Annotated in this window: 13 protein-coding genes; 9 read left to right on the forward strand and 4 right to left on the reverse strand. The window is 73.4% G+C overall.

Annotated features, from left to right (window positions below; genetic code table 11):
* Positions 1-154: 154 nt before the first annotated feature.
* Together ACWCSD_RS33145 and ACWCSD_RS33150 are read left to right on the forward strand one after the other, a co-directional pair.
* The gene (locus ACWCSD_RS33145) at positions 155-850 is read left to right on the forward strand and encodes a GntR family transcriptional regulator (protein WP_358284400.1); all 696 of its coding nucleotides are present in this window, start codon (positions 155-157) and stop codon (positions 848-850) included.
* 216 nt (positions 851-1066) lie between these two features.
* Positions 1067-1270 carry a PLDc N-terminal domain-containing protein gene (locus ACWCSD_RS33150; protein WP_397163363.1) on the forward strand — a complete coding sequence of 68 codons (204 nt, stop codon included), beginning with the start codon at positions 1067-1069 and terminating at the stop codon, positions 1268-1270.
* A 181-nt stretch (positions 1271-1451) separates the two neighbouring features.
* On the opposite strand, the gene ACWCSD_RS33155 is transcribed toward ACWCSD_RS33150, so the two are convergent.
* The 3 genes from ACWCSD_RS33155 to ACWCSD_RS33165 all read right to left on the reverse strand — a co-directional run bounded on the left by ACWCSD_RS33155 (position 1452) and on the right by ACWCSD_RS33165 (position 4832).
* Positions 1452-1757, reverse strand: a complete 306-nt coding sequence (locus ACWCSD_RS33155; protein ID WP_449920783.1) for a hypothetical protein — start codon at positions 1755-1757, stop codon at positions 1452-1454.
* 89 nt (positions 1758-1846) lie between these two features.
* Complete coding sequence (locus tag ACWCSD_RS33160) at positions 1847-2824, reverse strand: aldo/keto reductase (protein ID WP_397163367.1); 978 nt, start codon at positions 2822-2824, stop codon at positions 1847-1849.
* An 85-nt stretch (positions 2825-2909) separates the two neighbouring features.
* Positions 2910-4832, reverse strand: coding sequence for a hypothetical protein (locus ACWCSD_RS33165; RefSeq protein WP_449920788.1), 1923 nt, complete (start codon positions 4830-4832; stop codon positions 2910-2912).
* Positions 4833-4955: 123 nt separating this feature from the next.
* On the opposite strand from ACWCSD_RS33165, the gene ACWCSD_RS33170 reads away from it, so the two are divergent.
* Entirely contained in the window at positions 4956-5423 is a 468-nt protein-coding gene (locus ACWCSD_RS33170) for an N-acetyltransferase family protein (RefSeq protein WP_449920791.1), read from the forward strand.
* Between the two features lie 64 nt (positions 5424-5487).
* On the opposite strand, the gene ACWCSD_RS33175 is transcribed toward ACWCSD_RS33170, so the two are convergent.
* A complete protein-coding gene (locus ACWCSD_RS33175) occupies positions 5488-5778 on the reverse strand; it encodes a hypothetical protein (RefSeq protein ID WP_397163372.1) in 291 nt (96 codons plus the stop codon).
* Between the two features lie 213 nt (positions 5779-5991).
* On the opposite strand from ACWCSD_RS33175, the gene ACWCSD_RS33180 reads away from it, so the two are divergent.
* The 6 genes from ACWCSD_RS33180 to ACWCSD_RS33205 all read left to right on the forward strand — a co-directional run.
* Positions 5992-7302 carry an MFS transporter gene (locus ACWCSD_RS33180; protein ID WP_449920795.1) on the forward strand — a complete coding sequence of 437 codons (1311 nt, stop codon included), beginning with the start codon at positions 5992-5994 and terminating at the stop codon, positions 7300-7302.
* Position 7303: 1 nt separating this feature from the next.
* Entirely contained in the window at positions 7304-9316 is a 2013-nt protein-coding gene (locus ACWCSD_RS33185) for a molybdopterin oxidoreductase family protein (RefSeq protein ID WP_449920799.1), read from the forward strand.
* Entirely contained in the window at positions 9313-10707 is a 1395-nt protein-coding gene (locus ACWCSD_RS33190; RefSeq protein ID WP_397163376.1) for an FAD-dependent oxidoreductase, read from the forward strand. The genes ACWCSD_RS33185 and ACWCSD_RS33190 overlap by 4 nt, the downstream gene beginning before the upstream one ends.
* Positions 10704-13133, forward strand: a complete 2430-nt coding sequence (gene nirB / locus ACWCSD_RS33195; protein ID WP_449920804.1) for a nitrite reductase large subunit NirB — start codon at positions 10704-10706, stop codon at positions 13131-13133. Before ACWCSD_RS33190 ends, nirB begins: the two co-directional genes overlap by 4 nt.
* Positions 13130-13450, forward strand: coding sequence for a nitrite reductase small subunit NirD (gene nirD / locus ACWCSD_RS33200; RefSeq protein WP_397163379.1), 321 nt, complete (start codon positions 13130-13132; stop codon positions 13448-13450). The genes nirB and nirD overlap by 4 nt, the downstream gene beginning before the upstream one ends.
* Positions 13451-13503: 53 nt before the next feature.
* Positions 13504-14147: class I SAM-dependent DNA methyltransferase (locus ACWCSD_RS33205; protein WP_449920807.1), on the forward strand; the 644-nt coding region annotated here is incomplete at its 3' end.

Genomic DNA, 14147 nt, shown 5'->3' on the forward strand with positions numbered 1-14147 from the left:
CGACCAGGCCGCCTTCGATCGCGGTCACCACATCCATTTGGTACAGCCCAATCTTCCGGCATAGAGGCAGAAGTGCCCACCTCGCTTGCCCGATTGGTATAGCCCAATTACGATCGGAGCGTCAAGAGCACCCCCTGACCGAGGACGACCACCCGTGACGAAGATCGGCCGGCTCACAGACCATCTGCTCACGCTCATCGAGACCGAGCTGAAGCCGGGCGAACGGCTGCCCGCCGAGCGCGACCTCGCCGAGGAGTTCGGGGTGAGCAGGCTGACCGTGCGGCGGGCGGTCGACCGACTGGAGACGGACCAGAGGGTCTACCGCGTCCAGGGGGCGGGGACGTTCGTCGCGCACCGGAGCATCGCCAAGACGATCGAGCTGACGTCGTTCAGCGAGGACATGCGGGGGCGGGGGCTGGAGCCGGGGTCGCGGCTGCTGGAGGCGGCCGAGGTGCCCGCCGGGGCGCGGGTGGGGCAGGCGCTCGGCATCAGCCCGGCGGACGCGGTCGTGCGGCTGTGCCGGGTCCGTACGGCCAACGGTTCGCCGATGTGCCTGGAGCGTGCCCACGTGCCGGCCGCGTTCGTGCCCGGTCTGCTCGACCGGCCGCTCGGCGGGTCGCTGTACGAGGTGCTGGCGGGGGCGTACCGGATCAGGCTGGAGCGGGCCGAGCAGTCGATCAGGGCCACGGTGCTGGAGCCGGAGGAGGCGGAGCTGCTGGAGGCGGCGCCGCTGGCGCCGGCGTTGCTGGTCGAACGGGTGGCCTACGACCAGCGGGGACGGGCGGTCGAGGCGGCCAAGTCGATCTACCGGGGCGACCGCTACTCCTACGAGATCGCGATCCGGCGGTGAGGGCCTGCCGGGGCGAAGGGGGCTTGCCGGGAGGCGACGGGTGGGGTAGACGACGGAAGGACGGGATTGTCCTCAAAGAGGTCGTTCGGGGCGCTCGGCCCCATGCGACAGAGAGGTCGATCCGAGTGTTCGGCCATGCGATGGAGAGGTCGATCGGAGTGCTCGACCATGCGTCAGAGAGGTCGATCGGGGTGTTCGGCCGTGCGATGGAGTGACATGTCGAGCCGGCGGCGGGCGGTGCTGCTCGGGCTCGGTTCGGCGGAGCTGGTGCTCACCGGGGCCGCCGCCGTGGATCTGTGGCGCCGGCCGCAGCGGGAGATCCACGGCTGGAAGGGCGTCTGGTGGCTGGGCATCTTCGTGCAGCCGTTCGGACCCATCGCCTACCTGGCGTACGGCAGGCGAAGGGGCCGCAGGCGCTGAAGCGAGCCACCCCTGACGCGGGCGTCGAAGCTCCCGTGCCGCCGGGCGGTGAAGCCGCGCGTACGCGGGGGAAGCCGCGCGTAAGCAGGGGGTGAGGCCGCGCGTCAGCGGGTGGTGAAGCCGCCGTAGCCGTTGGGGTTCATGGTCGCGTGCGGACAGAAGCCGCCGTAGCCGTTGGTGTTCATCCGCGGGTGTCCACCCAGACGCTCACCGTGGTGTGCGGTGTGATCCCGGTGTAGGAGGTCTGCCCGGCCGGCACCCACGGGCCCTCGATCGGGATCAGGCCGACCTCGGGCAGGAAGTGGCGCTGGATCACGTGGATGCGGTGCTCGCCGGTGCCGCTCGGGCAGTAGCTGGTGGCCCAGCGTTCGGCCTGGTTGAGCTGGTACGTGCAGCCGGTGGGCGCGGCGGAGGCGGCCGGGGCGCCCAGCAGGACCAGGCCCGTGGCCAGGACGGCGCAGCCGGCGGTCCGTCTTCTCGCGTTCATGCGGGGCTCCTCGAAGGTGTGCGCGCGGCGAGAATTGCTTAGGAAAGTTTCCTAAACATTAGAGCCCGGAAAGCCGTACCGTCAACGGTTCACCACCGGTCGTGAACCTGCGGCCGGATCAGCTCGTCGTAGACGGCCCGCACGGCCTCCAGCGTCTCCTCCGGAAGCGGCTCCAGGTCGGCAGCGGCCGCGTTGGACCGTGCCTGGCCGGGGTTGCGCGCGCCGGGGATGACGACCGAGACGCCGGGCTGGTCGAGGATCCAGCGCAGCGCGAACTGGGCCATGGACGCCCCCTCGGGCACCAGCCCGGCCAGCCGCCGCACCGCCTCCAGGCCGGTGGCGAACTCCACGCCGGAGAAGGTCTCGCCGACGTCGAACGACTCGCCGTGCCGGTTGTAGGTGCGATGGTCGTCGGGGGCGAACACGGTGTGCTCGTCGTAGCGGCCCGACAGCAGGCCGCTGGCCAGCGGGACGCGGGCGATGACGCCCACCCCGGCCGCGCGGGCGGCGGGCAGCACCCGCTCCAGCGGCTTGAGCCGGAACGCGTTGAGGATGATCTGCACGGTCGCCACGCCGGGCCTGGCGATGGCGGTCAGCGCCTCCTCGCAGGTCTCCACGCTGACGCCGTACGCCGCGATCTTCTGCTCGGCGACCAGCGTGTCCAGGGCGTCGAAGACCGCGTCGGAGGAGTACACCGGGGTGGGCGGGCAGTGGAGCTGGACCAGGTCGAGGGTGTCCATGCCGAGGTTGTGCCGGGAGCGCTCGTTCCAGGCGCGGAAGTTGTCCATCACGTAGTTGGCCGGCACCTGCGCCATCCGGCGGCCCATCTTGGTGGCCACGGTGAGCCCGGGATGCGCCTTGGCGAAGCGGCCGACGATCTGCTCGCTGCGGCCGTCGCCGTAGACGTCGGCGGTGTCGACGAACGTGACGCCTGCCGCCACGGCCGCCTCCAGGGTGGCGAACGCCTCGTCCTCGCTCACCTCGCCCCAGTCGGCGCCGAGCTGCCAGGCGCCGAGGCCCACGACGCCGACCTGGCGTCCCGTACGTCCGAGTGTGCGGTGTTCCATGCTGTTTGTCCGTTCGTCTGGTTCCTGCGACCAGTGTCCCGGACGAAAGGTACGGGCGCGCCGCGGGGGCACGCCCGTACTGCCATCATCGGGGCCGGTAGCTGCACCGCACGCCCGTGTGCACGGTGGCCCGCAGCTCGTCCCCCAGCGCCTGGTCGGCCGACGAGACGCGGGAGATCGCCCGCCGGATCGCCTTGCCCACCGCGATCCGCGCGCGTTCCTCCGTGCCGGTGAACGGCCGCGCCCGCCCGCCGATCCCGGTCGCCGCCGACAGCTCGGCCACCAGCCACTCGCGCTCCAGGCGCAGCGCGGCGGCCCGTTCGAGGTCGTTCATCGCCTCCAGCTCGTCGATGTCGGCCTGCAACTGGGTCAGCCGCTGCCGGTAGGTCTCCCTGGCCAGGTCGTCCAGCACCGGCTGCGCCGAGGCCGGCTCGCTGTCCTGCGCCGGCGCGCCCGCGGCCAGGTCGGCGGCCAGGATCTCGCGCCCCGGGTTGGCGATCAGGGTCGCCAGGTGCTGCATGCCGACGCTGTGCTCGACGACCACCAGCCGCCCGCCGTGCTCGACCTGCCAGTGCCGTCCGTGCCTGCGCATCAGGAACGCCCCGTGCGCCGCGCCCGCCCTGCCGACCACGGCGGGCAGCACCATGCCGAGCTCCCTGGCCTCCTGCGCGGCGGCGTTCTGGGCGGCCCGCGCCGCCTTGTCGTGCGGCCCGTCGCGCAGCGCGAGCGTCTGGCCGAGCCGCCAGCGCGACAGCGTCGCGGCGGGCCAGTGGCCGAGCGCGAGACTGGCCCGGACGGCCTCCGCCAGGTGCCCGGCGGCGCGGTCCACGTCGCCGGTCGTGAGCGCGGCCATGCCCAGGCTGTGCTGCACCGAGCCCAGGCAGAGCACGCCCAAGCTGGCCACCACCGGCAGAGCCGCGAACGGCAGCAGCAGCGCGTACGCCTCGGCGGCGGCGCCGGCGTCCTGGAGCAGGTGGGCGGTCTCGACGACGCAGTACATCGAGAACAGCCACGTGCTCGACCTCGGCAGGTCGGCCAGGTCCCGGCCGCGCAGCCGGGCCAGGTGACCGGCCGCCGCCCTGCGGTCGCCCGAGGTGGCCGCGGCCAGCGCGAGGCCCGCCAGGTAGGAGTTGTCGACCGGGCTGAGCGTGGGCGAGCTGACCAGGTCGGCCACCGTCGGCAGCAGCTCGGCGATGCGGCCCTGGTACCAGCGGATGGCGGCGATCTGGCCGCCGTACCAGCCGGTGGCGTCCATGTCGCCGGCCTGGACGCCGCGCTCGAAGCAGTCGCCGGCCATCTTCTCCGCCTGCTCGAACCGGCCCGCCCGGATGGCCAGCATCACCCTGATCACGTCGGTCACGAACCCGACGGCCAGGTGGTCGTGCTCGGCCAGCAGGCCCCCCAGCTCCTCCAGGCAGCGTCCGGCGTGCGGGTCGGCCGCCAGGTAGAGGTCGACCGTCCGCCACAGCAGGCCCATCAGCAGGTCGCCCCTGCGCCGGGTGACCGCCGCCTGGCCGATCAGCTCCCTGGCCAGCTCCAAGCGGGCCGGCCCGTGCTCCGGCCCGAGCAGGCAGTGGTGGGCCAGGCTCAGCGCCTCGGCCAGCGCCGCCGGATCGCCCGCGCTCCTGGCCCGCGCGACGAGCCGGAGGATCTCCCCGTGCCCGCCCGCGCTGTAGTCCTCCTCCCCGGTCATCCTGATCCGCAGTCGCAGCGCCAGCGACGAGCGCGGATCGATCAGCGACAACGCGTGCCGCTGACGCGCGCGCACCATCTCCGACTCCGCGCAGGTGCGGTGCTCCTGCACCCACACCCCGCCCAGGCCGAGCGCCGCCCTGGCCAGGGCGGGCACGTCGCCGCACGCCTCGGCCTGCCGGTAGGCCGAGTCGAACCAGCGTCTGGCGGTCTGCAGATCCCCGTTCACGTACAAAGCGCGCTCACCGAGCACGAGCGCGAGCCTGATGTCCGGATACGGGGGCAGGCGAACCCCCAGCTCCTCTAAAACGCCCACGGTTTCCGTCCCCATTCGGTCATCCGGGCTGAGCTTCCAGACGGTCCCCCGAATACCGTTCTGCCGTTACGACGTACGGGGGCGGTGGACGGTTCAACCAAATGCGCTGGCTACCCTGTGCGCATGATTCGCCCCGCCACCCCAGCAGACGTCCCCGCCATCGTGCGCATGATCCTTGAGCTGGCCACGTACGAGAACGCCGCGCACGAGGTGCGCGTGACCGAGGAGATGCTGCGGACCTCGCTCTTCGGCGAGCGGCCCGCCGTGTTCGCGCACATCGCCGAGCAGGACGGCGAGCCCGTCGGCTGCACGATCTGGTTCCTGACCTACTCCACCTGGCGCGGCGTGCACGGCATCTACATGGAGGACCTGTACGTGCGCCCCGAGCACCGGGGCGGCGGCCACGGCCGCGCGCTGATGGCGGAACTGGCGAAGATCTGCGCCGAACGCGGCTACCAGCGCCTGGAGTGGTCGGTGCTCGACTGGAACGAGCCGTCCATCGCCTTCTACGACAAGCTCGGCGCCGTGCGGCAGGACGAGTGGCTGAAGTACCGGCTGACCGACGAGCCGCTGGAGCGGCTGTCCCGCTGAGGACGCCGGCGAAGAGGTGTGCCGCGCAGGCCGGCCCCCCGGCGTGACCTGCGCGGCCTCCTGGTCACACTCCGACGTGCGAGCGGGACCGCTGGCCCTGCGTGCTGTCGAACATCTCGGTGCCGTGCTCTTCGAGGTCCTTGTGGGTCTCCTCGATCCGCAGCGCGACGCCGATCGCGAAGAACGTGGGCGCCCACTCGCCGATGAAGATCCCCCACCGGTCGGCCCGGTCGAGGCCCGCGCCCTCCTTGTTCTTGGAGATCATCCAGGAACAGAAGGACAGGCCGATGGACGCCAGCCCCGCGGCGTACATGTGGCCTGACTTGATGCCCATCTGGTGCAGCTTTTTGATCATTATTCCCCCCTTGCCATGAGTGCTGTTACCCCGGGGAAGACCACGTAACCAGCCAGAACTCCGATCATTACCGGCGTGTTTCGCCGGTGACGGTTGTGCGCGCGTTGTTACCGCGGTGAATCACCCGTAACCGCCGTACCTCCGCCGGCTGCCGGAACGCGTAACGCGGCACTCCTACCGTGGTGCTCCCGACGCCGAGCGGAGGAGAGATCGATGGCGCGCTGGATCACCGAGTGGCACCCCGACGACCCGGCCTTCTGGCAGCGGACCGGCAGGCACGTCGCCCGGCGCAACCTGGTCTTCTCCATCGTGGCCGAGCATCTCGGGTTCACCGTCTGGACCCTGTGGAGCGTCGTGGCCACCAGGATGGGGGCCTACGACTTCTCCACCGACCAGCTCTTCTGGCTCGTCGCGCTGCCGAACCTGATCGGGGCCGTGCTGCGGGTGCCCTACACGTTCGGGCCCGGCCGCTTCGGCGGGCGCGACTTCACCGTGGCCGGCGCGGCGCTGCTGCTGGTCCCGGCCGTGCTGCTCGGGGTGGCGGTGAACGATCCCGGCACGCCGTACTGGCTGTTCCTGGTGATCGCGGCGCTGGCCGGGGTGGGCGGCGGGAACTTCGCCTCCAGCATGGCCAACATCACCTACTTCTACCCGCGCGACAGGCAGGGGCTGGCGCTCGGGCTGAACGCGGCGGGCGGCAACGTCGGGGTCAGCTCGGTGCAGCTCGTCGTGCCGCTGGTGATCGGCTCGCTCGGGACGGCCGCCGCCGGCTGGTTCTGGATCCCGTTCATCGTGGTGGCCGCGGCCTGCGCGTGGTTCTTCATGGACAACCTGGCCGGCGCCAGGGCCGAGCCGCGCGAGCAGCTCGCGGTGGCCGGACGGGCGCAGACGTGGATCATGTCGGTCCTGTACGTCGGCACGTTCGGGTCGTTCATCGGCTATTCGACGGCGTTCCCGCTGCTCAGCAAGAGCCTGTTCCCGCAGGCGCCGTACGCGGCGGTCGCCTTCGCCGGGCCGCTGCTCGGCTCGCTGGTCAGGCCGGTGGGCGGCTGGCTGGCCGACCGGCTGGGCGGCGCGCGGGTGACGCAGTGGAACTTCGCGGCCATGGGCGCCGGGGTGCTGCTGGCCTGGGCGGCCGGCGTCGCGGGCGGCTTCTGGCTGTTCTTCCTGGCCTTCCAGCTGCTCTTCCTTGCCGCGGGCATCGGCAACGGCTCGACGTACCGGATGATCCCGGCGATCTTCCACGCCAAGGCGGTCGCCGAGCGCGGCGCGGGCCCGGAGGCCCTGCTGCACGGCCGCCGTCAGGCCGCGGCGGCGATCGGCGTCATCTCGGCGGTCGGCGCGCTCGGCGGGTTCCTCGTCAACCGGGCCTTCGGCATGGCGTTCGCCGCGGCCGGCAACCCGGCGCCGGCCTTCCTGGCCTTCGCCGTCTTCTACGCCGGCTGCCTGGCGCTGACCTGGTGGTGCTACACGCGCACCGTCGGCGTCACGGTCGTCGCCAGCCTCGCCCACGCCCGGGTCTGACATGACGAAGACACACTGCCCCTACTGCGCCCTCCAGTGCGGCATGGAGATCGGCCCGGCACTGGAGATCACCCCCAGGGCCGACGTCCCGGCCAACGCCCCCGGCGCGCTGTGCCAGAAGGGCTGGACGGCGGCCGAGCTGCTCACCAACGGCGAGCGCCTGACCACGCCGCTCCTGCACGGCGAGCCGGTGGAGTGGGAGACCGCCCTCGACCACGTCGCCGCCCGGCTGCGCGCGATCCGCGCCGAACACGGCCCCGACGCCGTGGCCGTGTTCGGCGGCGGCGGGCTGACCAACGAGAAGGCCTACCAGCTCGGCAAGTTCGCCAGGGTCGCGCTCGGCACCAGCCAGATCGACTACAACGGCCGCTTCTGCATGTCCTCGGCCGCCGCCGCCTCCCTCCGGGCCTTCGGCATGGACCGGGGCCTGCCGTTCCCGGTCACCGACCTGGCCGGCGCCGACGTCGTGCTGCTGGCCGGCGCGAACGTGGCCGAGACCATGCCGCCGTTCGTCCGGCACCTGTCGGGGCCGCGGCTGATCGTCGTCGATCCGCGCCGCACCCCGACGGCCCGGCTCGCCTGGCTGCACCTGCAGCCCACGCCCGGCACCGACCTGGCGCTCGCCCTCGGGCTGCTGCACCTGGCGATCGCCGACGACCTCGTGGACGCGGATTACGTGGCCGCCAGGACCACCGGCTTCGACGACGTGCGCACCTCGCTGGCCGCCTGGTGGCCCGAACGCGTCGAGCGCGTCACCGGGGTGCCGGTGCACCGGATGCGGCAGGCCGTCCGCGCGCTGGCCGCCGCAGGGAACGCGTACGTGCTGACCGGGCGCGGCGCCGAGCAGCACGCCAAGGGCACCGACACCGTCACCGCGTTCATCAACCTGGCCCTGGCGCTCGGCCTGCCCGGCCGGTACGGCTCCGGCTACGGCTGCCTGACCGGCCAGGGCAACGGCCAGGGCGGCAGGGAGCACGGCCAGAAGGCCGACCAGCTCCCCGGCTACCGCAGGATCGACGACCCGGCGGCCCGCGCGCACGTGGCAGGGGTGTGGGGCGTGCGGGCCGAGGACCTGCCGGGGCCGGGGCGGACGGCGTACGAGCTGCTGGACGCGCTCGGCACCTCGCGGGGGCCGCGGGCGCTGCTGCTGTTCGGGTCCAACCCGGTGGTGTCGGCGCCCGCGTCCGGGCACGTCGGCGGCCGGATCGCCGGGCTGGACCTGCTGGTCGTGGCCGACGTGGTGCGCTCGGAGACCGCGGCCATGGCCGACGTGGTGCTCCCGGTCACCCAGTGGGCCGAGGAGAGCGGCACGATGACCAACCTGGAGGGCCGCGTCCTGCTCCGCCGCCGGGCCGTCGCGCCGCCGGAGGGCGTCCGGAGCGACCTGGACGTCATCGCCGGGCTGGCCGCCCGCCTCGGCCACCGCTTCGACACCGAGCCGGCCGCCGTCTTCGACGAGCTGCGCCGGGCCGCGGCGGGCGGCGTCGCGGACTACTCCGGCATCAGCTACGAGCGCATCGCCGCCGAGACCGGCGTCTTCTGGCCCTGCCCGTCGCAGGACCACCCCGGCACGCCCCGGCCGTTCCTGGACCGCTTCGCCCACCCGGACGGCCGCGCCCGGTTCGTCCCGGTCGAGCACCGGCCCGCGGCCGAGGAGCCCGACGTGGACTACCCGGTGTACCTGAGCACCGGCCGCGTCCTGGCCCACTACCAGAGCGGCGCCCAGACCCGCCGGATCGCGTCGCTGGTGCGGGCCGCCCCCGAGCCGTTCGTGGAGCTGCATCCCGACCTGGCCGCGCAGCTCGGCGTCGCCGCGGGCGACCTGGTGCGGGTCAGCAGCCGCAGGGGCCGGAGCAGGGCGGTGGCCAGGATCAGCGACGCCATCAGGCGCGACACCGTGTTCATGCCCTTCCACTGGGAGGGCGCCAACCGGCTCACCAACCCGGCGCTCGACCCGGTGTCCGGCATGCCGGAGTTCAAGGTCTGCGCGGTCAGGGTGGAGAGGGACTCATGAGGCTCGTCGTCGTGGGGAACGGGATGGCCGGGTCACGCCTGGTCAGCGAGGTGCGGGCGCGCGACCCGCGGATGCGGGTGACCGTGTTCGGGGCCGAGGCGGGCCCGCCGTACAACCGGGTGCTGCTGTCGGACGTGCTGGCCGGGAGCGCGCGTCCCGACCAGGTGCGCCTGGTGGACCCCTCCTGGTACGCCGCGCACGGCGTCGAGGCCGTGCCCGGCGCTGAGGTCGCCCGCATCGACCGGGACGCCAGGCACGTGGTGACCGCGGACGGGCGGCGCGAGCCGTACGACCTGCTGGTCCTGGCCACCGGCAGCCAGGCGGTCGTGCCGCCGCTGCCCGGCGTCGGGCGGGCCGTGCCGTTCCGGACGCTGGCGGACTGCGAGCGGATCGTGCGGGCCGCCGGACGGGCGCGCCGCGCGGCCGTCGTCGGCGGCGGGCTGCTCGGCATCGAGGCCGCCCGCGGCCTGGCCGGGCGCGGCCTGCCGGTCACGCTGCTGCACCTGGCCGGGCACCTGATGGAACGCCAGCTCGACGCCGAGGCGGGCCAGGTGCTCGGCGAGACCCTGGCCGGGCTCGGCGTGGCGGCCCGCACCGGCGTCAGCGCGGCCGCGGTCGAGCCGGACGGCGTCCGCCTGGCCGGCGGCGAGCTGGTCGAGGCCGACCTGGTCGTCCTGGCCTGCGGGGTGCGCCCGGTCACCGGGCTCGCCGCCGCGGCGGGGCTGGAGGTGCGGCGCGGCGTCGTCGTGGACGACGAGCTGCGCACCGGCGACCCGTCGATCTTCGCCGTCGGCGAGTGCGCCGAGCACGACGGCACGGTGTACGGCCTGGTCGCCCCCGCCTGGGAGCAGGCCGCCGTGGCGGCCGAGGTGATCACCGGCGGCAAGGCCCGCTACCGCGGCTCCCGGCTGGTCACCAGGCTCAAGGCCAGGAGCGTCGAGCTGGCCGCCATGGGCGAGACGCAGCTCGGCGAGGAGCACGCCGAGGTGGTGCGCTTCAGCCACCGCGCCCGCGGCACCTACCACAAGCTCGTCATCCGCGACGGGCGGCTGGTGGGCGCGATCCTGCTGGGCGAGAGCGACGCCGTCGGCACGCTCACCCAGCTCTTCGACCGCGGCGGACCGGTGCCGGGCGACCGCGCCGGCCTGCTGTTCCCGGGCCTGTCGCCGGCGCCGGTCGCGGGCAGCCCGGTGCTGATGCCGGACGCGGCCGAGGTCTGCCGGTGCAACAACGTGACCAAGGGACAGATCCGGGCGTGCTGGGAGGCCGGCGCCCGCGACGTGGCCGGGGTGGCCGCCGCCACCAGGGCCACCACCGGCTGCGGCACCTGCCGCGACGCCGTGGAGGGCATCGTCGGCTGGTTGTGCGATCAGGAAGGAGTGCCGGTATGAGGAGGATCGTCGTCGTCGGGTACGGCCCGGCCGCGCACCGCTTCGTGGAGACCCTGGCGAGCCGGGGCTTCGACGGGCGGATCACCGTCATCGGGGAGGAGCCGCGCCCGGCCTACGACCGGGTGGCGCTGACCTCGTACCTGTCGGGGGCCACCCTGGCCGACCTCACCTACCCGGTGCCCGCCGGGACCGTGACGCGGTTGGGCAGCCGGGCCGTCGCCGTCGACCGGGCGGCGCGGACGGTGACCGTCGAGGGCGGGGCCGCCGAGCCGTACGACCTGCTCGTGCTGGCCACCGGGTCGGCGCCGTTCGTGCCGCCGGTGCCAGGACGCGAGCACGCCCACGTCTACCGCACGATCGACGACCTGGACGCCATCCGGGCGGCCGCCCGGCACGCGGACGAAGGCGTCGTGGTCGGCGGCGGCCTGCTCGGCCTGGAGGCGGCCGACGCGCTGCGGGCGCTCGGCCTGAGGGCGCACATCGTCGAGATGAGCCCCTGGCTGATGCCCCGCCAGGTGGACGAGGGCGGCGGCGCGGTGCTCAAGGGCCACATCGAGGCCCTCGGGCTCGGCGTGCACGCCGGGTCGGGCGTCCAGGAGGTCGTCACCGGGCCGGACGGCCGGGTCGCCGGGGTGCGCACGCCGTCCGGCACGCTGATCGAGGGCCAGGTCGTGGTGTTCTCGGCGGGCGTCAGGCCGCGCGACGAGCTGGCCAGGGCGTGCGGGCTGGAGGTGGGGGAGCGGGGCGGCGTCGTGGTCGACGACGGCATGCGCACCTGCGACCCGTCGGTCTACGCGATCGGCGAGTGCGCGCTGGCCGGCGGCACGGTCCACGGCCTGGTCGGGCCGTGCAACACGATGGCCGAGGTGGCCGCCGACCGGATCATGGGCGGGACGTCCTCGTTCGCGGGCGGGGACACCTCCACGAGGCTGAAGCTGCTCGGCGTCGAGGTCGCCCAGTTCGGCGCGATGGACGGCGCCCTCGACGTCACCTACATGGACCCGGTCGCCGGAATTTACAAGAAGCTGTTCATCAGCGACGACGCCCGCACGCTGCTCGGCGGTATCTGCGTGGGGGACGCCGGGCCGTACGCGGCGCTGCGGCCGTTCGTCGGCAAGCCGTTGCCCGCGCCGCCCTCCGACCTGCTGTTCAGCGGCTCCGGGGCGCCGCTCGACCTGCCCGGCGACGCGCAGGTCTGCTCCTGCAACAACGTGTGCGCGGGGGACGTCCGGCACGCCGTCGCCGAGCTGGGCGTGACCGACGTGCCCGGCCTCAAGGCGTGCACGCGGGCCGGCACCACGTGCGGGAGCTGCGTGCCGATGCTCAGGCAGCTCCTGGAGGAGTCGGGGGTCGAGGTCGGCAGGTCGCTGTGCGAGCACTTCGCGTACTCGCGGGCCGAGCTGTTCGACATCGTCCGGGTGCGGAAGATCACGACGTTCTCCCGGCTCATCGCCGAGCACGGGCAGGGGCGCGGCTGCGACGTCTGCAAGCCCGCGGTGGCCTCGATCCTGGCCTCGCTGCACAACGGGCACGTGCTCGACGGCGAGCGGGCCGCGTTGCAGGACACCAACGACGCCTTCCTCGCCAACATCCAGAAGAACGGCACGTACTCGGTCGTCCCGCGCATCCCGGGCGGCGAGATCACGCCGGACAAGCTCATCGTGATCGGCGAGGTCGCCCGCGACTTCGGGCTCTACACCAAGATCACCGGCGGCCAGCGCATCGACCTGTTCGGCGCCCGGGTCGAGCAGCTCCCGGAGATCTGGCGACGCCTGGTGGACGCCGGCTTCGAGTCCGGCCACGCCTACGGCAAGGCGCTGCGCACGGTGAAGTCGTGCGTGGGCTCCACCTGGTGCCGCTACGGCGTCCAGGACTCCGTCGGCCTGGCCATCGCCCTGGAGCTGCGCTACCGCGGCCTGCGCTCGCCGCACAAGCTTAAGTCGGCCGTGTCCGGCTGCGCCCGTGAGTGCGCCGAGGCCAGGTCGAAGGACTTCGGCGTCATCGCCACCGAGCAGGGCTGGAACCTGTACGTCGGCGGCAACGGCGGCTTCCGGCCCCGCCACGCCGACCTGCTGGCCACCGACCTGAGCACCGGCGACCTGATCAGGACCGTCGACCGGTTCCTGATGTTCTACGTCCGCACCGCCGACCGGCTGCAGCGCACCGCCGCCTGGCTGGAGTCGCTGGACGGCGGCCTCGACCATCTCCGGAAGGTGATCATGGAAGACTCGCTCGGCATCTGCGCCGACCTCGACGCCCAGATGGAACAGCACGTCGCCACCTACGCCGACGAGTGGGCGGCGACCCTGGACGACCCGGAGAAGCTGGGCAGGTTCGTCAGCTTCGTCAACGCCCCCGGCGTGCCCGACCCGTCGATCGTGTTCGCCTCCGAGCGCGGCCAGATCAGGCCGGTGATGGCCCGATGAGCTGGACCCCGGTCTGCGAGTACGCCGCCCTGCCGCCGGAGCGCGGCGTCTGCGCGCTGGTCGGCGACCGGCAGGTGGCGCTGTTCCGCACCTACGAGGGGCACGTGCACGCCCTGGACAACCTCGACCCGTTCAGCGGCGCGTACGTGCTCTCCCGCGGCATCGTCGGCACCAGGCGGGGCGAGCCCACCGTGGCCTCGCCGCTGCACAAGCAGGTCTTCTCGCTGGTGTCGGGCGCGTGCCTGGACGAGGCGGCCGTCCAGGTGCCCGTCTACGCCGTGCGGGTGGCGGCCGGACGGGTGGAGGTCAGCGTTTAGCCGATCAGGCCAGGGGCATTGACCTGCTGAAACACGGGGGACAGGAGGTGCGCGTGGCCTACGACGCCTCCGCCTACGGGCGCGCGATCGCCGACATCTACGACGCCACGGTGACGGAGCTGCCGACCGGCGCGGCCGTCGAGCGGCTGGCGACGCTGGCCGAGGGCGGCCCCGTGCTGGAGTTCGGCATCGGCACCGGGCGGCTGGCGCTCCCGCTCGCCGCCCGCGGCCTGTCCGTCGCCGGGATCGACGCCTCGCCGGAGATGACCCGCGAGCTGCGCGCCAAACCCGGCGGCGCGGCCGTCCCCGTGACGGTGGGCGACTTCTCCACCATGCGGGTCGAGGGCTCGTACGCGCTGGTGGTGCTCGCGATCAACACGATCTTCGCTCTGCCCACCCAGGAGGCGCAGGTCAACTGCTTCGCCAACGCGGCCCGGCACCTGCGCGGCGGCGGGCGGTTCGTGGTCGAGGCGTGGGTGCCCGACCCGGCCGCCTTCCGCGACGGCTCGGCGCTGCGGCTGCTGTCGCTGGCCGAGGACGCCGTCGTCATCGAGGCGGCCAGGCTCGCCCCGGCCACCCAGCACATGCGCACCACCCGCGTACGGCTGACCGGCGAGGGCGTGCGGCTGCTGCCCGCCAACCACCGCTACGCCTGGCCCGGCGAGCTCGACCTGATGGCCAGGCTGGCCGGGATGGC

Source organism: Nonomuraea sp. NPDC001684 (genome assembly GCF_053596515.1).

Coding starts and splice junctions, on each gene's coding strand:
- ACWCSD_RS33150 (WP_397163363.1), top strand. CDS start 1,067: ATGTCGAGCCGGCGGCGGGCGGTGCTGCTCGGGCTCGGTTCGGCGGAG.
- ACWCSD_RS33155 (WP_449920783.1), bottom strand. CDS start 1,757: ATGAACGCGAGAAGACGGACCGCCGGCTGCGCCGTCCTGGCCACGGGC.
- ACWCSD_RS33160 (WP_397163367.1), bottom strand. CDS start 2,824: ATGGAACACCGCACACTCGGACGTACGGGACGCCAGGTCGGCGTCGTG.
- ACWCSD_RS33170 (WP_449920791.1), top strand. CDS start 4,956: ATGATTCGCCCCGCCACCCCAGCAGACGTCCCCGCCATCGTGCGCATG.
- ACWCSD_RS33175 (WP_397163372.1), bottom strand. CDS start 5,778: ATGATCAAAAAGCTGCACCAGATGGGCATCAAGTCAGGCCACATGTAC.
- ACWCSD_RS33180 (WP_449920795.1), top strand. CDS start 5,992: ATGGCGCGCTGGATCACCGAGTGGCACCCCGACGACCCGGCCTTCTGG.
- ACWCSD_RS33185 (WP_449920799.1), top strand. CDS start 7,304: ATGACGAAGACACACTGCCCCTACTGCGCCCTCCAGTGCGGCATGGAG.
- ACWCSD_RS33190 (WP_397163376.1), top strand. CDS start 9,313: ATGAGGCTCGTCGTCGTGGGGAACGGGATGGCCGGGTCACGCCTGGTC.
- nirB (WP_449920804.1), top strand. CDS start 10,704: ATGAGGAGGATCGTCGTCGTCGGGTACGGCCCGGCCGCGCACCGCTTC.
- nirD (WP_397163379.1), top strand. CDS start 13,130: ATGAGCTGGACCCCGGTCTGCGAGTACGCCGCCCTGCCGCCGGAGCGC.